General features: G+C 44.4%; 14 protein-coding genes. 5 read left to right on the top strand and 9 right to left on the bottom strand.

Annotated elements, in window-relative coordinates:
* Nucleotides 1–7: 7 nt before the first annotated feature.
* Entirely contained in the window at nt 8–1,537 is a 1,530-nt protein-coding gene (locus tag NFR88_RS07495) for a S10 family peptidase (RefSeq protein WP_251614677.1), read from the bottom strand.
* 131 nt (nt 1,538–1,668) lie between these two features.
* Between NFR88_RS07495 and NFR88_RS07500 the strand changes: the two genes are divergently transcribed.
* Nucleotides 1,669–2,535, top strand: coding sequence for a LysR family transcriptional regulator (locus NFR88_RS07500; protein ID WP_251614679.1), 867 nt, complete (start codon nt 1,669–1,671; stop codon nt 2,533–2,535).
* A 70-nt stretch (nt 2,536–2,605) separates the two neighbouring features.
* Here NFR88_RS07500 and NFR88_RS07505 read toward each other — a convergent pair whose 3' ends face one another.
* Nucleotides 2,606–4,294: an AAA family ATPase gene (locus NFR88_RS07505; RefSeq protein WP_251614682.1), complete on the bottom strand. Its 1,689-nt coding sequence runs from the start codon at nt 4,292–4,294 to the stop codon at nt 2,606–2,608.
* 91 nt (nt 4,295–4,385) lie between these two features.
* Nucleotides 4,386–5,798: a Sapep family Mn(2+)-dependent dipeptidase gene (locus tag NFR88_RS07510; RefSeq protein WP_251614685.1), complete on the bottom strand. Its 1,413-nt coding sequence runs from the start codon at nt 5,796–5,798 to the stop codon at nt 4,386–4,388.
* 239 nt (nt 5,799–6,037) lie between these two features.
* On the opposite strand from NFR88_RS07510, the gene NFR88_RS07515 reads away from it, so the two are divergent.
* Nucleotides 6,038–6,475, top strand: coding sequence for a MarR family winged helix-turn-helix transcriptional regulator (locus tag NFR88_RS07515; protein WP_251614688.1), 438 nt, complete (start codon nt 6,038–6,040; stop codon nt 6,473–6,475).
* 29 nt (nt 6,476–6,504) lie between these two features.
* Nucleotides 6,505–7,836 carry an MATE family efflux transporter gene (locus NFR88_RS07520; RefSeq protein WP_251614691.1) on the top strand — a complete coding sequence of 444 codons (1,332 nt, stop codon included), beginning with the start codon at nt 6,505–6,507 and terminating at the stop codon, nt 7,834–7,836.
* Nucleotides 7,837–8,228: 392 nt separating this feature from the next.
* On the opposite strand, the gene NFR88_RS07525 is transcribed toward NFR88_RS07520, so the two are convergent.
* Together NFR88_RS07525 and NFR88_RS07530 are read right to left on the bottom strand one after the other, a co-directional pair.
* Complete coding sequence (locus tag NFR88_RS07525) at nt 8,229–9,962, bottom strand: NADH-dependent [FeFe] hydrogenase, group A6 (RefSeq protein WP_161909274.1); 1,734 nt, start codon at nt 9,960–9,962, stop codon at nt 8,229–8,231.
* Complete coding sequence (locus tag NFR88_RS07530; RefSeq protein WP_251614694.1) at nt 9,956–11,809, bottom strand: NAD(P)-binding protein; 1,854 nt, start codon at nt 11,807–11,809, stop codon at nt 9,956–9,958. Before NFR88_RS07530 ends, NFR88_RS07525 begins: the two co-directional genes overlap by 7 nt.
* Before the next feature lie 623 nt (nt 11,810–12,432).
* Between NFR88_RS07530 and NFR88_RS07535 the strand changes: the two genes are divergently transcribed.
* Nucleotides 12,433–13,383 (top strand): Rpn family recombination-promoting nuclease/putative transposase, encoded by a 951-nt coding sequence (locus NFR88_RS07535; RefSeq protein ID WP_251614697.1) that lies wholly within the window; start codon nt 12,433–12,435, stop codon nt 13,381–13,383.
* 214 nt (nt 13,384–13,597) lie between these two features.
* On the opposite strand, the gene NFR88_RS07540 is transcribed toward NFR88_RS07535, so the two are convergent.
* From NFR88_RS07540 to nuoE, 3 genes are read right to left on the bottom strand one after another with little or no spacing between them, the layout of a single operon-like run.
* Nucleotides 13,598–17,113: an FAD-dependent oxidoreductase gene (locus NFR88_RS07540; RefSeq protein WP_251614701.1), complete on the bottom strand. Its 3,516-nt coding sequence runs from the start codon at nt 17,111–17,113 to the stop codon at nt 13,598–13,600.
* 15 nt (nt 17,114–17,128) lie between these two features.
* Entirely contained in the window at nt 17,129–18,877 is a 1,749-nt protein-coding gene (locus tag NFR88_RS07545; protein ID WP_161909271.1) for an NADH-ubiquinone oxidoreductase-F iron-sulfur binding region domain-containing protein, read from the bottom strand.
* Between the two features lie 11 nt (nt 18,878–18,888).
* Nucleotides 18,889–19,401 (bottom strand): NADH-quinone oxidoreductase subunit NuoE, encoded by a 513-nt coding sequence (gene nuoE / locus NFR88_RS07550; protein WP_160202391.1) that lies wholly within the window; start codon nt 19,399–19,401, stop codon nt 18,889–18,891.
* 317 nt (nt 19,402–19,718) lie between these two features.
* Here nuoE and NFR88_RS07555 point away from each other — a divergent pair, with 317 nt between their 5' ends.
* Nucleotides 19,719–20,189 (top strand): hypothetical protein, encoded by a 471-nt coding sequence (locus NFR88_RS07555; protein ID WP_251614704.1) that lies wholly within the window; start codon nt 19,719–19,721, stop codon nt 20,187–20,189.
* A gap of 108 nt (nt 20,190–20,297) precedes the next feature.
* Here the strand turns inward: NFR88_RS07555 and NFR88_RS07560 are convergent, their stop codons facing one another.
* Entirely contained in the window at nt 20,298–21,485 is a 1,188-nt protein-coding gene (locus NFR88_RS07560; protein ID WP_251614706.1) for a M20 metallopeptidase family protein, read from the bottom strand.
* Nucleotides 21,486–21,494: the final 9 nt, after the last annotated feature.

Consider the following 21,494-nt stretch of genomic DNA (forward strand, 5'->3'; position numbering starts at 1 on the left):
TTTCTTATTATTTAATGAATTCGTGCAAATCTTTTGTCAGCATCTCGTAGGATTCCTCACCTACATAAGTCATATGTCCGGACGGATAGTCTTTTATCACAACCTGTCCCGGCTCCGATGCAATTTGAGAAAAACTGTACCGGGCATTTCCCATCGGTGTGCAAAGGTCATAGATACCGTTGGCAACCAAAACCCGTAGCTGCGGATTTCTGCGAAGTGCCTCTTGCATCGAAAGAAGCGGCGTGCGCACAGCTTGATGATTCCATTTCATCAGCGTATCAAAATTAATCACCTTGTACGGTCTTTCCACATCAATTCCCAGCAGTTCTTTTCCTACGCCGCTCATGATACCTGCATAGTATGCGGTGTATTTTCCCATAGCGCCGTCGTCAGCCACCGGGTCAGGAAGCTGCAGTCCATGGTGTAAATCCATGGTAAAACGGCTATCATATACACCGACTACTTTGCCCAGGGCAGTTTCCCCGTATATCTTTGGGAATTGCTGCGCAGTGATTCTAAGACCGTTGGCAGAAAACCAGCTTTCAGGAATGCCTGTAAAATAAGACAGTTTTTGGATACATGCCGCAAGTTCTTCTTTCGGCAGACGGTTTCCAAGGTACAGAGCTCTCAGATAAGCATCTGCTGCAAAGGTGTAGCAGTCATCGATAAACTCCTCTTGTGTAACACCCTCTACCGGTTCATGATAATACCGTGTTGCTGCCATAGTCGGTAAATTCAAAACGCAATCCTCCATGCTGCCTTCGACAAGAGCGTGTAAAGACGGATCTGCTGGTAAAATGGTTCCCATAAGAATAATGCCGTTAATTGCAATACCGGTACAAGCTTTGTTTTGGAAAGTCGGTCCGCACATTAAAGCATTTACCAGTACCGACGCTCTCTGGGTGCCGTAGCTTTCTCCCATGAGATACTTTGGTGCGTTCATGCGATGATGTTTAATCAGCCACTGTTCAATCACAAGAGCCATTGCCGCCGCATCTTGGTCAGTTCCAAAAAACTCCGACGCAGCTTTCGGGTCAATCAAAACGCCGTAGCCGCAAGTTACAGGATCAAGCAGCACCATGTCGCAGATGTCAAGAAGACATCTATCATTGTTTACAAGGGTATATGGTGCAACCTGCTGCGGATCAATCGGATTTTCAAAGTCTATCTTCTTTGGAGATATCAGACCCCAGTGAATCCAAATAGATGAAGATGCCGGTCCTCCGTTAAAGGCAAACAGTACCGGTCTTTTCTTCGCCTCTTCCTCTGAAATATCCGTTCTAAAATACGAGTAAGTAAAGATTGAACCAACCGGTTCTCCTGCTTCACTGGTTAAAACATTGTCCTCTGAAATTACTTTATATGGAATTTCAGTTCCCTCTATTTTCACCGTGCCTTCTCTTACAAAAGACACCGGTTCAAAGGGTTTTTGCTGCATCTTTAACATTTTTTCCTCCATGATTTGTATAATAGCGTTGTATAATAGCGAATCATCACTGTGCAGCATTTTGTTCGCTACGTCTACACAGTTTTCCATCCCACACTCTTGTGGTGTGTTCAATAACATGTTATTTTAAGTAAATTTTACGACTTTTCTTGCCTTTTGTAAAATTATCGTTTATACTTTCCTTATTAATTGAATTAATAAGAAGAAAGAGTAATTCCGTTATGATTGACATTCAAGACGTTCGCTGCCTCATGGAGGTTGCAAGAGAAAAAAATATTACGAAGGCTGCTGCAAATCTGTTTCTGACCCAGTCCGCCGTATCACAAAGAATAACCCGCATAGAGCAGGAGCTGAATTTAACCATCTTTACACGCACAAAGCGTTTTGTGGAATTAACCGATGAGGGGCATATCTTTATGTCTTACGCCGCTCAAATCATTGATAGCTGGGAACAATTCCTCAAAAAAACAGAAAAGCTTGCCCTTAACACGGCTCAATTTATCACCGTCGGACTTCATGCCCTTGCGATTTACTCCGATTTTCCTGATTTAATTTCTCGCTTTACAACCGCCTATCCCCATTGGAAAGTGAATCTTTCTACTCATAACACGGATTATTATGCACGTCTTTCATCCGGAGAGCTGGATTTTTTCTTTCTGACCATCAATCAGATTGAATCTTACATAAAACCAGGCCTTACCTGTATCCCGTTAAAGGAAGATAACCTATACGTTCTTCTCCATAAATCAGATTTGCTGAGCGCAAAGGATTTAATTGAAGAACCGGATTTAACCGGTTACCATCTCCTCTCATGGAATACTGAACTTCTTGACGCTTTTCCAAAAGAGCTGGGATTGACCTTGACAATTTGTGATGACAGCGCTCTTCCAACGATGATAACTGCACCCGGAAGCTTCGCCCTTGCTCCAAAGAGCTACTGTACGAAAATCTTAAGTCAGCATTCTCATCTGATTGCAAAGCCTTTTGACGCAGATACCCTAAATCTGTACATGATTTATCGTGAAAACCCGGATTTTGAAAACCACCCTTTCGTGCAGTTTGTAACAGAGTACTATAAACAGCAATAGAAAAAGCGGATAATTGCAGTCCTTAATACCTGCGTAATCCGCTTTTGTTTTTCTGTATAAGTTCTTGATATTATTCGGCTTTCTTCACTATGCAGCCCTTCTTGTACAGTGCAATTCCGTACTTTAATATCGGTCTGTAACCATCTGCTAAAAGCGGCGTAGCATAATCCTGCGCTTCGATCTGCGCAAGTGCTTCTTCACATTTTGCTTCCATCTCTGCAAAGGTCTTTGCCACTTTTAACTCCAAGATAATAGCTTTTCCCATAAATTTCTTTTCGCAGAGGATCAAATCCGGCCTTCCCGTTCCACTCTCACGGTTGGACTGCACCATATACCGACCTGTATTTTTCAAAAGTCCTGTCAAAAAACCGTGGTAATAGCTCTCCGCATAATCGAAATAGCTGATGGTATCCATCAGCTGCTGGCTGATGAAATTCTCGGCAGCCTCGCAGTCTCCATCTTCAAAAGCCTGAATCAGGCCGCTTCTATCTACGTCTGCTATCTTTTGGTCAAACCAAGTTACGATGGACTGCCTGTAGATAGACTTAATCTCTGCGTTTGGAATGGTCATTTCTAAATAAATCGTCTCACCCTCTATTCGCTGGCTTTTCATCTTTAGATATCCAGTGAAGAACAAAAAGTTCCACAGATTATCTTTCGATGTGTGTATATCGCCATAGGTAATTTCTTCGTGAACCGGCTTTTCTATGGTGCCGCCCTCCATCAAAATCTCCAGCTCTTGGCGGGTCATATCGTCGGCTTCTTCTACAAGTTCCTTTACAATTCCGTTGCTGGAGGTGTTGGACCAGTACGGTTTTGTTGCTATCTGATTGCCCGACAGTACGCTTTTCGTATAGTTTAAAATGCTCCACGGATTGTAAATCTCCGTGTTTCCAAAGAGATAACCGTCATACCACTCCCTTGCCTCGCAAAACCTGTCGGAAAGGTCATAATAGGACAGCAATTCCTGCACTTCTTCACCCGTAAAGCCAAAACAGCTGCTGTAATTCTCGCTGATAATAGAATGAATTTCCAGATTATTTAATCCCGTGAAGATGCTCTCCCTGCTGATTCGTAGGCATCCTGTCACTACACCAAACTTCAGATAGGGATTGGTTTTCAGAGCGGACTCAAAGAGGGATCGGATGAAGCCAATCATTTCATCGTAAAAACCACCGAAATATGCACACTCCAAAGGTACATCATATTCGTCAATGAGAATCATTGCTTCCTTCCCATGATATTTGTACAGGCACTCGGATAAAAAGCCTAAAGCTTTCGCATAGACAATATCATCAGCTTTGCCTTCCCATATTGCAGTAAACCACTGTCGATTTCTAGGCGTCATATCTCCTGCAAGTACATAAGCATGGCGGTCAAATTCTTTGATAATTTCATCAATTAAGCTGGCATATGCCATTGCAAAGTCACTTTGTTTGGCTGATTTTAGCGACAAGGTAATCACAGGATACTGCCCCATATGGGTAAGGTACTTCTCCCCGGATTCCATAATAGCAAGCCCTTCAAACAGATGGCGATTGTCTACCTTCTCACCTTCCGGCGTTCTCTCATCTTCAAAGAAACGGCGAAGCATGGAAAGATTCAGGGTTTTGCCAAAACGGCGGGGTCTTGTGAGCAGCGTTACTTTACTGCCATCTAATATTTCCCGTATCATCTGTGTTTTATCTACAAAGTATAGATTGTTTTCTTTAATTTCTTTAAAATCCTCAAATCCAATGGGAATTCTTTTCTGATCCATCTTCGACTCACCTCTTTTTCTTTCGTACTTATAGTATACGTGAAAAACGGGAAATCCACAAGTAGGATTTTCCCGTTCTAAAAAGCACTATTTATTTACACAAATCCGCAATTGCCGTAGTAAACAGCATGCCGCTAATCAGCAGCTGGTCGATTTCTGCAAACTCATCAGGGCCGTGCATTTTATTATCTACATCAAGCTTTGCACAGCCAAAAGCTACACCTCCGGGAAGTCCGTGAACATAAGTGCCGCCGCCGATGGCGATGCACTCGCCTTTCTCGCCGAACCATCCCTCGTAGTGGTCTAACAGTGTCTTTACAAGAGGCGTATCCGGAGAAACATAGTGAGGTTCACTAAAGCTAGTCTCTGCCGCATAGCCTGCGACCTGCAGCTTTTCCGGAAGCGGTGCAAAATCAGGCTCGCCCATGGAAATCGGCGTTCTGCTGTCCACCTGCGCAAAGAGATTTCCCTCCTTGTCGATGTTCAAAATATTAAAGGATACCGAGATTTCACCGGATTCATCATCACATCCGTAAATGCCGGCAGCTTTTCCGTGTCCGTCGCCGTGAGGGAAGATTTTATGAAGATCCTTTAACATCTCAAAATCTGCACTTGGAAGCTTTGCAAGAAGCTGCAGCATAGCTGTTGCAGTGTTATTGCCTGCATCAGGGTCAGCCGCATGAGCTGCAGTTCCCTTTAAGGCAACGCAAAGCTTATCTCCATCTTCCGTAAGAGTCGGCTCTACGGCAGTCTCCTCAGCCAGTTCTGCAAGGAAGCCCTCCATATCAGATTTGCTGATTCCTCTAAGCACTGCCTCAGAATCTGCCGGAATGACATTGCTCTTAGTACCGCACTGTACGTCTATAATCTCCATACTGCCGCCGGCTTTTGGCAGTGCACCTGTTATCTCCACACCAAAGTGACCCTTTTCCAGGTTAATCAGCGGATAGTCTGCGTCAGGAGAGAAAGTCATCTCTGCAGGAGTCGTCTTTGTCCAATAATAATCCAAATCGGAGCTGCCGCATTCCTCGTCGCAGCCAACTGTCACACGAACGTTTTCCTTAAGGGGAATTCCCAGCTCCTTAATGGCACGCAGGGCGTAAATCGCAGCAAGGGCAGGTCCTTTATCATCAGCAGTTCCTCTTCCGTACACCCTTCCGTCCATTTCCTTCATAACAAAAGGCTCTGTAACAGTCCAGCCTTTTCCCTCCGGCACCACGTCAAGGTGGGCAAGAATCTCCAGCTTTCTTTCTTTATCATCATTCAGCTGGATAGTACCAAGATAATTCTCCCAGTTTTCTGTATAAAGACCGTAGCCTTCTGCCATTTCCAAAGTCTTTGCAAGGGCTGCAGCAGGACCTTCCCCGTAAGGCATGCCTTCCTTTGCCTCTGTTCTCTGACTGTCAATTGCAATCAAAGCCGCAAGATCAGCTAAGAACTCCTCTCTATGGGATTCAAAAAAAGCCTTTACCTGCGGCATATAATCTTGTAATCTTTTTTCCATCTTTGAAATCCTTTCTCTTCTTTCAAATTGATCCTTTCATTTTACAACAATGCTATTCTACCATTCTTTCGTGGTCTGTCAATAGAAAAGCCCCAATGAATTTGCATTTTTGTGTATTCTTTGCAAAACTTCCTTGACTTTGAGTCCGATTTCGGACTATAATATTTCTTGTCGTTATGAGTCCGATTTCGGACTACTTGTAAGATATGATTATTACAGAATAAAAAGGAGTGGCTTCTATGGAAGAATTTCTGAATCCAACGTTTAAAGAATTTAATCGTCTATATAAAGAAGAAACTGAAATCTACCGGGAAATTTCACTGCGTCTCGGTTCCTGCAACAGTGCAATCAGTATTCTTTATGACCTTTGCAGTCTAGGTGAAGGATGTACCCAGAAGGATATTTGTGACAGTTCCTTTCTCACCAAGCAAACTGTCAATTCCTCTATTCGCAAGCTGGAAACACTTGGACATATTTACCTCGAAAAAGGAAAAGGCCGCAATATGCACATCTATCTCACAGACAGCGGTCATGCCATCATCGAAGAAAAGATTCTACCAGTGATGCGTATGGAAATGGCTGCCTTCTCTTCCCTTGGAGAGGACGCACAAACTTTGGTTAAACTTTTTCGTCAATACCTTTCCAAATTTCGCGAAGAAGTCGAAGCAATGGAATAATATATATCATTCAAAAGGAGGGATTTTACATGCGAATACAACTATCTGAACATTTTACATACAAAAAACTTTTTCTCTTTGTCCTGCCATCTATCGTCATGATGATTTTTACATCGGTCTATTCTATTGTTGACGGTCTTTTCGTATCCAATTTCGTAGGCAAAACTGCCTTTGCTGCAGTCAACTTGATTATGCCAATTTTCGGAGCGCTCAGCGCTATCGGTTTTATGCTGGGTACCGGCGGCAGCGCCATCGTTGCGAAAACCTTAGGAGAAAAGAAACAGGATCTTGCCAATCAGTATTTTTCCATGCTGATTTACGCTTTAATCATCGGCGGCGTCACCATTTCCCTGGTGGCACAGATTTTTGTCCGCCCCATATCCATTCTGCTGGGCGCAGAAGGTGAACTGCTGGAATACTGCGTGCTTTATTGCCGCATTATGCTGATTTCACTGCCCTGCTTTATGCTGCAGTGCGCCTTTCAGACCTTTTTTGTCGCTGCTGAAAAACAGAAGCTGGGACTTTACGTCTCCATTATTTCCGGCGTCCTCAACATGTTGTTTGACTTTCTGTTCATTGCGGTATTTCACTGGGGTATTGCAGGCGCGGCAATCGCTACTGCCATCGGAGAAATCTTTGGAGGCATTTTCCCAATCGTTTACTTTGCAAGGAAGAACAACAGCCTGCTTGCACTGACTCGAACTAAATTCTATCCAAAGGCACTGTTAAAAGCCTGCACCAACGGTTCTTCTGAGCTTTTAAGCAGTTTTTCCTCCTCCCTTGTCGGTGCACTTTACAATCTGCAGCTGCTGCGTTTTGCAGGAGAAAACGGTGTTGCTGCCTACGGCACAATCATGTACGTCAACTTCATCTTTGCTGCTATCTATCTGGGCTATAGTATGGGCTGCGCACCGATTGTCAGCTATAATTACGGCGCAGAAAATCATGCAGAACTAAAAAATCTGTTTAAAAAAAGCACCCGCGCCATCATCTGCTGCGGCATTGTACTGGTATGTCTGGCAGAGCTTCTAGCTGTGCCGCTTGCTACCATCTTTGTCGGCTACGACAAGACTCTCTTTGAAATGACCTGCCAAGGATTCCGTATCTGCGCCATGTCATTCCTGATTTGCGGAATGAATATTTTCGGTTCTTCCTTCTTTACTGCGCTGAACAATGGCCCGCTCTCTGCGCTGATTTCATTCCTTAGAACGCTGGTATTCCAGGTATCCATCATCCTGACTCTGCCACTGCTTCTGGGACTTACAGGCATCTGGCTTTCCGGAATTACCGCAGAAATATTAACGCTGGCAGTTACTGTCACCTGCCTGGTTCTCAATCGAAAAAAATATCATTATCTATAAATCTGTTTCCGCACCATTTTCTTTGAAAAACTAACCAATGGTGGGAGTTGAAATCAGTCCGAATAAAAAACTGCACCATTTTGACTAAAAGGCCATGTCATGGTGCAGTTTTTCTAGGTTGGGATTCTTTACTAATTCCATTTTTGAAATTTACTGGTATATTATGGAATTTCAAGTGCGCATACAAATGTGATATATTTCCAATATCTTATGAATCTGTAATTGCACGGCAATATCGCATCTTTTTCCCGCACCATTTCTATCGATTTAAGAAAAAATGGTGCAGATTTTACAATTGCCAAAAATCAAAGTGCACCATAATCGCAATTTTATCCCAAAATGGTGTAGAAACAGCGAGGCTGCCCTAATAATATCAAGGCAGCCTACTTTAATTATCTGTTCATCTCTAAATCCCAATCTTCTAAATTGGTATGCAGCAGCTGATGTGCTCTATGGGAATTGGGCTCTCCCAGGAACTCCTCATAGGTAAGCTGCACAGCTGAATTTTCATGAGAAAATCTGAGATTTGAGAATTTGTCCAGTCCATAGAGGATTTCTCCTCTGGCTTCTGCAAACTCATAGCCATCTTTGACCGGCTGTCCGCCTCCACCGACACAGCCACCGGGACATGCCATGATCTCAACAAAGTCATAATCAACTTCTCCCCGCTTTATCGCCTCCATCAGTTTACCGGTATTGCCTAGACCGCTGGCAACTGCCACTTTTACCTTCATGCCTTTGATTTCAAAGGTGGCTTCCTTCCAGCCGTCCATCCCGCGAACGCTCTTAAAGCTGTCGACTTCCGGATTTTCACCTGTTATAAGGAAATATGCACTTCGAAGAGCCGCTTCCATGACGCCGCCTGTAGCGCCGAAGATAACCCCTGCTCCAGATCCTTCTCCAAAGATTTCGTCAAACTCTTCCTCTTTCAGGTCATGAGCCTGGATATTATCAGCACGAATCAGTCTGTCCATCTCTCTGGTGGTCAGTACTAAATCCACATCTTTTCCATGACCTGCATCATCTACCTGCGACACGCCCTTTTCATATTTCTTGGAAAGACACGGCATGATGGAGACGGAGAAAATTTTATCCGGATTAATGCCCAGCTTCTGGGCGATATAAGTCTTTGCCATCGCCCCAAACATCTGCTGCGGTGATTTTGCCGTAGACAGATTCTTCACATATTCCGGATACTGGGTTTTGACAAACCGAACCCACCCCGGACAGCAAGAAGTAAACATCGGCCAGCTATACTGCTCCTTGTGGGTAAATCTCTCGATAAATTCGCTGCCCTCTTCCATAATTGTAAGGTCCGCGCTGTATGTAGTGTCAAAGATATAATCAAATCCAATTCTGCGCAATGCGCTGACCATTTTTCCGGTGGTCGCCTCTGTCTTGGAAATACCGATTCCCTCGCCCCAGGCAGTTCTCACCGCTGGCGCAATCTGTACCATGGTGATTTTCTCAGGATCTGCAAGAGCGTCTCTGAGAAGACGCAAATCATCCCTTTCTCTAAGCGCACCTACCGGGCAATGGGTAATGCACTGTCCGCAAAGAGCACAATCCGCTTCTGTTATCTTGCGATTATTGGATACCCCCACAGAAGCTCTATAGCCAGAACCATTAATGTCCCAGACATTCAATCCCTGCACTTTATCACAAATCTGTACACATCGCATACATTTCACACACTTGGATGCTTCACGAATCAGCGGCAATTCAAAATCCCATCTTGTCTTTTCATGTACATCTTTATAAGGCTGTTCAATAATGCCAAGGTCATTGGCAATCTTCTGCAAGGTACAGTTTCCGCTCTTGACGCACTGGACACATTTACAGTCATGATCTGAAAGAATCAATTCTACATTAATTCGTCTAACTTCTCTGACCTTTGGGCTGTTAGTCAGAATCTCAACACCCTCTTCTACTTCTGTATTACAAGCGGTGACCAGCTTTTCCATGCCGACTTTCTCGACCAGACAGACTCTGCAGGCGCCGATTTCATTGATATCTTTTAAATAACAGAGATGTGGAATTTTAATTCCTACTCTTGCAGCAGCATCTAAAATTGTGGTACCAGCAGGTACTGCAATTTGCTGCCCATCAATTTTTAACTTTACCATTTTTCTATTCTGCCTCCTCTAAATGAACCAAATCCGCAGGCGTCGCAGCGCAGACATCTTGATGATTCTGCCAGAGATTCCTCTCTGGTCATTGGAAGTTCTACTGCGCCAAAGTCGCCACCTCGTTCTGAAGCATACCGTTCTTTTAATTCAATTCTGCCTCTTGCCTTCTGATCCTGCACTGGCGGCACAGGAATGTCTATATCTACTGTAATCTCATGATTATATCCGAGGTAATTGTCAATATTGGCTGCTGCAACCTTACCAGCAGCTACAGCGTTGATTACGGTCGACGGACCAGTTACGCAATCTCCTCCAGCATAAATGCCCTGCACTTTGTCTACAACGCTGGATTTCTCTGTTTTGATATTTCCTCTGAATACCGGCACCCCATACTGTTCAAAGAATGTAAAGTCTGTAGCTTGTCCGATGGCAGAGATAACGATATCACACCGCATTTTTACTCTTGGAAGATCTGCCGCTACCGGTTTTGGTCTTCCGGACTTGTCCGCCTCTCCTGCTATCTGCGGCTGCACATACAGTCCTCTTACATTACCGTTTTTATCAACGATAATTTCAGATGGTGCCATTAATTCCATCAACTGGCAGCCTTCTGCAACAGCTCCGCCGATTTCATCAGGAAGTGCTGTCATATCGTCCCGTCTTCTTCTATAAACAATACATACTTCACTGGCGCCAAGTCTCTTGGCTGTTCTGGCTACATCCATGGCAACATTTCCGCCGCCGACAATGATAACAGATTTTCCATTGAAGTCCGGCATTGCATCATCGCCAATACCTCGGAGCATCTCCACAGCAGGCACTACGCCCTTTGCGTATTCGCCCGGAATGCCCAGGTTCTTATGGTTGTGGGAACCGATGGACAAATACATAGCATCGTAGTTTTCTTTGATCTCCCTGATGGCTTCCTCGGACTCCACATCAGAGTCTGTGCGGAATTCTACGCCAGTGGACGCGATGGCGTCGATATCCCACTGCAGTCTTTCTCTCGGCAAGCGATAGCTTGGAATCCCGTAACGAAGCATACCTCCAAGCTGGGCTCTTTTTTCAAATACTGTTACATCGTGACCCATGATGGATAAAAAATATGCTGCGGAAAGTCCTGACGGACCGCCGCCAACTACTGCAATCTTCTTTCCTGTGTGATCCATTTTCTCCGGAACCGGTACGCTTTTGGAGCAGTTGTCCACTGCAAAGCGCTTCAGGCCTCTGATATTAATCGGCGCATCAATGATATTTCTTCTGCACTTGTCCTCACAAGGGTGTTCACAAATCAGCGCGCATACCGTTGGGAACGGATTATCTTTTCTGATAAGGCGTACCGCATCGTCATATCTTCCCGCATGAACAAGCGCTGTATAGCCGGGAACATCTACACCCGCCGGACAGGCTCCTCTGCATGGTACGGATTCTCTATGATTGATTACATTATCTGCACAGGCGTGGTTGAGAATATGAGACTCGTAGTCTTCTCTAAAGCCTTCCAAACCGCGCAGTACCATAGACGCTGCTTCAAAGCCAATGGCGCAATCCGCAGACACCTTGATGGCCTTTGCAGTTCTCTCAAGCGTGTCTAAAATGCTCAAATCCAAATTCGTGTCCATGGACAGAATATCTTCCAGCATATTCTGCAGCTGCCCAAGTCCTGTCCTGCATGGAACGCATTTGCCGCAGCTCTGTGCATGGCATAGCTTTAAAAACGCTGCCGCCATATCCACAGGGCACTGCCCTGCCGGACTTGCTGCAATTCTGCGCTCCAAATCTTTGTAAAGCCCTTCTACCGCTCTTTGGGCACGGTCCTTCGACTTCACGTAAAGTCTATCCATTCAAACTAACCTCCATTCATTTCCTTTTGAAACCTAAATGCTCCAAAATATTACATGTTATATTATAGCATCCAGCTCATTTTTTGTCAAAGTATACAAAAAATATTCGAAAAGTTTATTTTTTAACACAAGTTTAGTTTTATAATCTAACATAAATTCAGAAATATCTTTTTTCGAAAACCGAACAAAATCCCCTTTCTTCTTTCATTTGCTAAAGGAATTTTCCACACCAAAAATCTGGCAGAAAATACACCACCAACCACCTTATGCACAATTATTTCCAAATCGTATACAATTTTTTCAACTTATTCATGTGGAAAACTTTACAGCTTGTACATTAGTGATTTCAATCATTTCACGTTTTTTAAAATTTGTCAACAAGGAAGTTATCCACATATTTTGTTCTTTATCCCGCTGCAGGTTGCTTCTACCCGCCGCTCCTAACTTGTCAGATATTTTTTGGAACAAAGCCGGGAATCTGTGATATAATATTATGGTACAAGGCGAGTTGGGCCTTCTGCGATTTTCGCATCTGCCCTCTTGCCTTTTTCTATTTCTACATTTTATATTTTTTTGATGGGAACGGCTTTACCAGCCGTTCTTTTTATGTAAGGAGGTCAATTATGACAAAGAAAAAAACACCCAGCGCCCTTTGTAATCCGGTTATGTTCAGCACGGTCATGAAAGATGAGGAGCTATTCCGAGGTCTTCTCGCCCGCATCTTGCCGGAAAAAAGGGTTCGCAGGCTTCATCTTCACGACTACGAAAATGAAATTCAGATTTTTTCAGCTGAGACGATTCTCCACACTGAGCATTCCATTATGATTAATCCATACGCAAAATCAGTTCGTTTCGACGTCTTGTTTGAAGATGACGACACCTGGTTTGATGTGGAATGTCAAGCTGCCGATACCAAAGAACTTCCTCAGCGCAGTCGCTACTATCACGCCGTTGCAGCGGTCGATTCTCTTATGCGTGGTCAGGAATATAGGGAGCTTAGACCGGGATATGTCATCTTTATCTGTTTATTTGATTTGTTTGGGCAAGATGAGCCTATCTACTCATTTCAAATGATTGACGATAAAAATCACTTGCATTTAGATGACGGTCAAGTTACAATATTTCTAAACAGTAAGTGCAGCAAAGACGATATTCCTTGCCAATTAAAAAATCTGTTTCAGTATCTGGAAGAAGATACTGTGCCAAAGTCAGATTCATGGCTGCTGCGTCTGCAGACTGCAGTAAAAGCCATGGAAAACGAAAAGGAGGTGCGGAGCAGAATGACACTTTACGATGAATGGGTACGAACCGCCACCGCATTTGAAAAATGCAAGCAAATGCTGGAAGAGTCTGAAAAGGCTCTGCAGGCTGTTGAAGCTAAAAGACAGCAGGCCGAAATCGAGAAAAAGCAGGCTGAAGTCGAGAAAAAACAAGCTGAAACCGAAAAAATGCAGGTTGAAGCCGAGAAGAAACTGATGGAATACCTTCTGAATGAAAACCGTATCGAAGACCTTAAAAAGGCACTAAAAGACCCTGTCTATAAGAAGCAACTATTTGAGGAACTGAATAACTAATGAACAATAAAACACTGCTGTCCCAGCGTTCTTCTTTGGGACAGCAGTGTTTTTATCTTACTATTTTCTTTAAAACAACCTTCGCTGCCTGGAGCCGCATCTAACTTTCGTTAGCGCGTCGCAGGCACGACTTCCGCCGTAGTGCGATTCCAATCAAACTTCGCCTATGCTCGTTTTCTTGGTCGCACCTCGCATGAGACGTTCCGCGGGCTGCTTATGCAGTTGGGGATACGACTTCAGGTAGTCTTTCTTCCATCAGATTCATCAAAGCGTCAGTTGATGGCAATTCATCTACCATCTTTGCATCTGTTGCTGCGATAAACACTGGATTTACTGGAGTCAGCACGCCACCCAGTACTTCACCGATTTCAGCATATTTGTACAGTGGCAATGTGTCATCCATTTCCCAGGAAATATCCGCTTCGTCTTCGAAGCCAAATTCTTCTTCGAACACGTTTGCAAGTTCTGCAGCGATTTCCCAGTTGCTTAAGTCAACATCTTCCACAATTGCAGCTTCTACCGGCAGCAGTCTTCTTTCAGTATTGGTGAAAGTGCCGTCAGTGCTTGCAGCACCAGTTCCCGGAATAAATACATCTGCTTTCTTTGCAGTTTCAGTCATGTAAATATCGGAAACCATCAGGAATTCCAGCTCAGACAAGTCAAAACCTGCGGCAATCGGATCTTCACCGAAGATAACTAGCCCCTTTACACCTTCCAAACTTTCCGCGCCTGCACGAATGCCCATATCAATAAGCCCCTGAGAGTTATTCTTTGGTTTTACTGCCAGAATACCGTCTCTAGGTTTTCCAATGTGACCGGACAGCTGTGCAATTTCTGCAACGAGTGCAGCTGCTTCGTAGGACAGCACATTCTGCTGGAATACAACCATAGCTTTCTTAGCTTTTGCATACATTTCAGCAACTGCCTTAATTTCATCGCAAACTACAGCGTCTGCAACGGAAGCTGCAAATGCGTCAAAGCCTTCAGCATCGCTCTTCTTGCCCATGTCAATCAGAGCTTTTGCCAGACCCTTTAAGAACGCTGTGCTGTTGTCTGTATCAATCACTTTCTCTGCAAAGGCATAAGAAGTCTGTGCCTCTGGCGTATTGATTGCAACCACCTTAGCACCTGCTTCTGCAGCCTGCTTGATCTTATTCCAGATTACAGGATTATTCTTCTTGATGAAGCCCGGTACCAGAATCACTTCTGTGGACAGAAGTTCATCGATGGTATTTGGAGAAGCATCCAGCCCCAGTACATCATCCAGCGCATTCTTTCTGGTGTTGAAACAGAAAGTCTTAGCGCCTGCAATGCGAGCAAACTTCTTCATTGCGTATGCTTCTTCGTTGGTGTATCTGTCAGAAATTGCAACTGCGATAGAATCAGCTCCATTTCTAACTTTTACTGCTTCCAGTTTCTTGGCCGCCATCACGATAGCCTCATGATAATCGGTCATGCGGAAGTCATCGCCGTCTTTTACAAGCGGATCCACTTCTTTATCTTCTAATACAGCCACATCAAAGCCCCACTTGCCTTTTCCGCAGCAGATGCCGGCATTGACATAACCTTCTTTAGAAGGATTTGCCTTAATCAACATATCGCCATAGGATTCTAAATCTAAAGTACAGCCAACAGAGCAGAATGCACAAGTTGTTTCTGTAATTTCAGCATCAAGAGGAACTTCCTTCTGTACAGTCTGTCTTTCCTGTAGTGCGCCTACTGGGCAAACGCTGACACACTGACCGCAGGATTCGCATCCAGACTCTGCCAGCGGTTTTTCCAAGTTCGGTTTTACAACAGTATCAAAACCACGCTGTACAAGACCCAGTGCGCCTACGCCCATTACCTCGTCGCAGACTCTTACGCAAAGTCCGCAAAGGATACACTTGTTCGGGTCTCTCACGATGAACGGATGATCATCGGTAAACTCGATCATGTTCTTGTCTCCTGCAAATCTTTCAGGTTCTACATCGTATTCGTTTGCGTAGTCAATCAGCTTACATTCGAAGTAGTCGTGACAGCCGCATTCCAGACATCTGGAAGCCTCTGCCAGCGCTTGATCTTCAGTTAATCCGTCAAAGATTACTTCTGAGAAGTTATCCTTTCTTTCTGCAGCAGAAAGCTGATCAGCTTTCTCTCTACAGAGTCTTTCCCTATCTTCAAAAGTCTCTTCAGTTGTATCATCTCTTTCTACAAAGAACGGTTTTTCATAGCTTACAGCTTCGCCGTTCAAGTAGGAGTCGATAACAACTGCAGCTTTACCAGCATCAGCAATAGCTTCTACTGCGATGGAGATCTTGTCATTACCGCAGTCACCGCCTGCAAATACGCCAGGAATGCTGGTCATGAAGGTGTCAGGATCGTATGCGATAGCATTCTTTCTAGTCTTATCTACATCGAAAGCGCTCGCATCTACTGCCTGACCAATTGCCAGAATTACAGTATCTACATCGATGGTTTCCGTTTTGCCCTCTACCGGAATCGGCTTTCTTCTGCCGGAAGCGTCAGGCTCACCCAGTTCCATTACCTGCAGTACCATCTGTTTTACATGACCCTTTTCATCTTTGATGATTTCCAGTGGGTTGGTCAGGTTCTTAAAGATTACGCCTTCCTCTTCACCCTCTTCAATCTCAATTCTGTCAGCAGGCATTTCGTCCTTGGTTCTTCTGTAAATGTTATAAACTTCCTTCGCACCCAGTCTTACAGCAGTTCTGCAAGCGTCCATTGCAGTGTTACCGCCGCCGACGATGGCAACCTTTTCACCGAAGTCGATGTGCTGATTTCTAACAACCTTTCTCAGGAAGTCGATACCGCCGATGACGCCGTCAGCGTCTTCTCCCGGACAGCCAACGCCGGTGGATACCCATGCGCCGATACCAAGAAGCACTGCATCGTAGTCTTCTCTGATTGTATCAAAGGATAAATCTTCACCGACTTTGCAGTTCGGTACGATTTCAACGCCCATGGATTCGATGATGTCGATTTCTGCGTCCAAAACTTCCTTCGGCAGTCTGTATTCAGGAATACCGTAGCGAAGCATACCGCCCAGCTTCGGCATTGCGTCAAAGATTGTCACTTCGTGACCTTTCTGTCTCAGGAAATATGCTGCGGAAAGACCCATCGGGCCGCCGCCGATAATGGCTACGGATTTGCCAGTTTCATCTTCGATTTCAGGAACAAATACAACATCCTCCATCATGTCGTAATCAGCAGCAAAGCGCTTCAGGGCAGCAATGCTAATCGGTTCATCTACAAGACCCCTTCTGCAAGCGTCTTCACAAGGGTGCGGACATACACGGCCGATGGAAGCAGGAAGCGGAATTCTATCCTTAATCAGCTCGTTTGCAGCTTCAAATTCGCCGTTTGCAATCAGACCCACATACCCCTGACAGTCAGTTCCTGCAGGACATGCCTGTGCACAAGGCGCTTTGCAGTCACCGTTATGGTTGGAAATCAAAAGCTCCAGGTTAGTCTTTCTGGACTCTACGACTCTGTCTGTATTTGTCATTACTACCATGCCAGGAGCAACTGTAGTTGCGCAAGCCTTGCAGAGTTTAGGGTTTCCTTCTACTTCTACAACACAAAGTCCGCAAGCTCCGTAAATGGTAGTTCTTTCATCATAGCAAAGAGTAGGGATAAAAATATCATTATCTCTGGCCACTTCTAAAATGGTCTGTCCAGGAAGTCCAAATACTTCTTTGCCATCAATATTCATTCTGAATTTATTCATGTGTATTCCTCCTCCCTACTTTTTCTCAATAGCGCCAAACTTACAGGATTCTGCACACTTGCCGCACTTGATACACTTAGTCTGGTCAATAACATGCTGACCCTTTACTTCTCCGCTAATCGCGCCGACAGGACACTTCTTTGAGCAGAGGGTACATCCCTTACATGCGTCAGTGATTTCGAAAGAAATCAGTTCCTTACATGCTTTAGCGGTACACTTTTTATTGTAAATATGGTCTTCATATTCGTTTCTGAAATATTTGATGGTAGTCAGAACTGGGTTCGGCGCTGTTTGACCCAGACCGCACATTGCGCCGTCTTTAATCTTAGCTGCCAGTTCTTCCAGCAGTTCAATATCTCCGTCTTTACCTTCGCCGACAGTGATTCTTTCTAAGATTTCCAGCATTCTCTTGGTACCGATTCTGCAGTAATTACATTTTCCGCAGGATTCTTTCTTTGTAAAGTCGAGGAAGTATCTTGCCATGTCTACCATGCAGGTGTCTTCGTCCATAACGATCATACCGCCGGAACCTACGATGGCGCCAGTCTTGTTGATGTCTTCGTATGTAACCGGAGTGTCAATCAAATCAGCCGGAATACAGCCGCCGGAAGGTCCGCCCATCTGAACAGCCTTAAACTGCTTATCCTGTTTGATACCGCCGCCGATACCAAAGATAACGTCTTTCAGAGGAAGACCCATTGGAACTTCCACAAGTCCGCCCTTCTTAATCTTACCAGCAAGAGCGAATACCTTAGTTCCCTTGGACTGCTCTGTACCCATCGCCCCAAAGGCTGCTCCGCCGTTTGCGATAATCCATGGCACGTTAGCGAAGGTTTCTACATTGTTGATGTTGGTCGGCTGCTGCCAGTACCCCTTTGCTGCAGGGAAAGGAGGTTTCAGTCTAGGCATACCTCTCTCACCTTCCAGGGAGGCGATTAGCGCAGTTTCTTCACCACAGACAAATGCGCCGGCGCCAGCTTTGATTCTGAGGTCAAAGTCATAGCCAGATCCAAAGATATCCTTACCCAGGAATCCCTTTTCTCTTGCCTGTTCCATGGCGTTTTCCAGTCTCTTAATCGCCAGCGGATACTCAGCACGACAGTAGATAATACCCTCGGTAGCGCCCATAGCAAAACCGCCGATAATCATACCTTCAATCAGTGCGTGCGGGTCGCCTTCCAGGACAGATCTGTCCATGAATGCACCTGGATCACCTTCGTCAGCATTACATACGATGTATTTGTTCTTTCCAGGATTTCCTTTGGCAGCATTCCATTTGAACCAGGTCGGGAATCCTGCGCCGCCTCTGCCTCTGAGACCGGAAACCTTGATTTCTTCGATAACTTCATCCTGGGTCATGGAAGTAACAACCTTTTTTGTTGCTTCGTAGCCGCCTACTGCCAGATATTCGTCAATCTTTTCAGGATTGATGAGACCACAGTGTCTGAGAACGACTCTCTTCTGTTTTTCGAGGAACTGTTCATCCTCAGCAGAAATAGCGTATTCTTCAACAGGCTTTCCACCTTTTAAATGCTCTTCTACAATCTTTTCGACTTTCTCAGGCTGTACCTTGACATATCTGGTCATTTTACCAGCATCATCATAAACATCTACGATCGGTTCCAGATAACAAGTACCAACGCAGCCAGTAAAATCGATATCTACGTTTACGCCCTGCTTTGCAATCTGGGCTTCAAATTCAGCTTGGGTTTTCTTTGCACCTGTGGCAATACCGCAGCTGCCCTGTCCAATAATTACTTTCACACTCGCACCTCCTAAGCTCTTTCTTTGATTTCAGCCAGAATCTGCACTACTTTATCCTTGGTAAGATTTCCGTAGGTTTCATCTCCGTCAGCGCTCTGAATCATCATGACCGGTGCTAAAGAGCAGCAGCCAAGACAGGCTACATTGTTCAGAGTGAAGATACCGTCTTCGGTAGTTTCTCCATCCTGAATGCCTAAATATTCGCAAACTGCTTCTTCAATCATTTCAGAACCGTTTACGTGGCAAGCTGTACCTTGGCACAGCATAATCAGATTCTTGCCAATCGGCTGTAATCTGAACTGTGCGTAGAATGTAGCTACGCCGTAAATCTTTGCCGGTTTAATGCCGGTCGCCTCTGAAATGTGATTAATTGCATCGATGGAAAGATATCCATAAATATCCTGGGTCTTCTGTAAAATTGTAATCAGACTGCCAGGAACTTTGGCGTACTTGTCTAAAACCGGCTGCAGTTCTTTAAACTGCGCGCTTCGACTTCCGCCGCAGCAACAACATTTTTCACTCATTTTGTGTTTCCTCCTGTTTCCATGAATTGTTAAAACAAGCGTACCTTTGCAAAGCTACAAAGGTGGTTCCCCATTTTTGAAACTATAGCTTTCATTATACTTTTTTTTTGAGTGGAATGCAATGGGTTCGGAATTTATTTATTAATTAACAGAAAATTGTTTGTATTTTCACAAACAAGCGGCAGTTCCTGCTAATAGATTAATTCATGGGTACATTCAGTCATCTTCTCTATCTTATGAAACATTATCATTTTTAGTAATGGCATCATAACTTCTATTAATTTTCATATTATTCAAAAATATGTTATAATTTTTCTATGAAAAAAGTAAAACACAAGACACTTTCTGCTTCGTTCATCGTTGCAACAATCAGCATACTTTTAGTACAAATTCTGTTTTTCAGCGTACTGTATTTTTATAGGAATGAGTATGTCCTGCCAGAGCCGCAGCTTCGCAGAATTTCATACGCAGAGTGGAACTTCTATGTTGCACAGCCAAGTACAAATATCTACGATTCCACACTGCTTCAAATATGCGCTTTTAGACCGTATTTGACCCTGACCATGTGGATATTCAATGCTTTTCATATCAAAACCTGCAAAATCGGGTTATTCATTAAGGGGCTGCTCTTTCTAATTTCAATTTTGGCACTCGTTATACCTGCTTTGCTGATGAACTTTTATGTAACGCACTGCACCCTGCCGATGACACTAGTAGCACTAGAAATGCTTTCTTTGCTTCTCTCTGTCATATTGATTATCAAGGCAAGAGTGAATCCTGCTTTATAAGAGGCTGAGGCGGCTGCCTATTTCAGATAAAAAAACCTACGCTTCATATTAAACAGTTTCTGTAAAATATGAAATGTAGGTTTTTTCTCTTTTCCTGCAAAGCTATGATTATTTTCCGCACATGGACATCGCAACAGCAGCAAAGATTTCCACTCCATAAAGAAGCGCATCTTCATTGATATTTAGAATCGGGCTGTGCAGTGTCCCCGTTTCCTGTCCCTCCTGCGCGCAGCCAAGCATAAACATTACGCCGGGTATCTCTTCCTGATAATAGGCAAAATCCTCTGAACCCAAATGCGGTCTTTCAATTTGATAGACATCTTCTTTCTTTTCTAAAACCTGTTCTGCTGCATCAATAACCATTTTAGTAAGCCTTCCGTCATTATTTACCGATGGAAACCCCGGAATAAATTCAACTTCACCTTGTCCGCCAAAAGCCCTCGCTGTATGTTCTACAAGTTCTTCCATACGGGCACGGATTTTCATCTTATCGCCCTTTTCCACGCAGCGTATCATACCCTTCATTTCTACAGTATCAGGAATTACATTGATTGCTTCCCCTCCCTGTATTTGGCAGATAGAAAAGGTTGCAACCTGAAAAGGCCCCACGTTGTTACTCAATATCGAATCCAGCGCAGTCACTACATGAGAAGCCACAACTACTGCATTTACTCCCATTTCGGGCTCTGATGAATGGGCACTCTTGCCATGAACCCTGATTAAAAACTCATCATCTGTCGCAGATAAATGTCCCGGTTTGATGCCGATGGTTCCACAAGGCAGATCAGGCATCATATGAAGTCCAAAGATTCCCTCTATATCCGGATGCTTAAGCCCTCCATCATTAATTACACACTTGGCGCCGCCATTTGCTTCTTCGCCTGGTTGGAATATAAATCTGATGGTTCCCCGGATTGCAGACTGCATCTGAGAGAGCAACAGTGCCGTGCCTAAAAGAACCGCCATATGCCCGTCATGACCGCAGCCATGCATCAGCCCTGCCTTTTCCGACTCAAAAGGAAGTCCTGTTTCCTCCAATATCGGAAGGGCGTCCATATCGGCACGAAAAGCAATCGCAGGACCTTTCCCGCCGCCTTGTAAATCTGCAATAATCCCCGTTCCTCCAATATTTTTCTGCACCTGATATCCCATATCGGAAAGTGCTGCCGCAATATAATCAGATGTATTAAACTCTTCAAAGGAAAGCTCAGGATGGCGGTGAAAATTCCGTCTCCAAGCAACCACCTTTTCATGATTTTCTTTTGCAAGTTTTTCTATTTCTTTTAAATGCCTCATCCGTTTTGC

Origin of the sequence: Senimuribacter intestinalis, assembly GCF_943192965.1 — a bacterium.
In the GTDB taxonomy this organism is placed as follows: Bacteria; Bacillota; Clostridia; order Peptostreptococcales; family Anaerovoracaceae; genus Senimuribacter; species Senimuribacter intestinalis.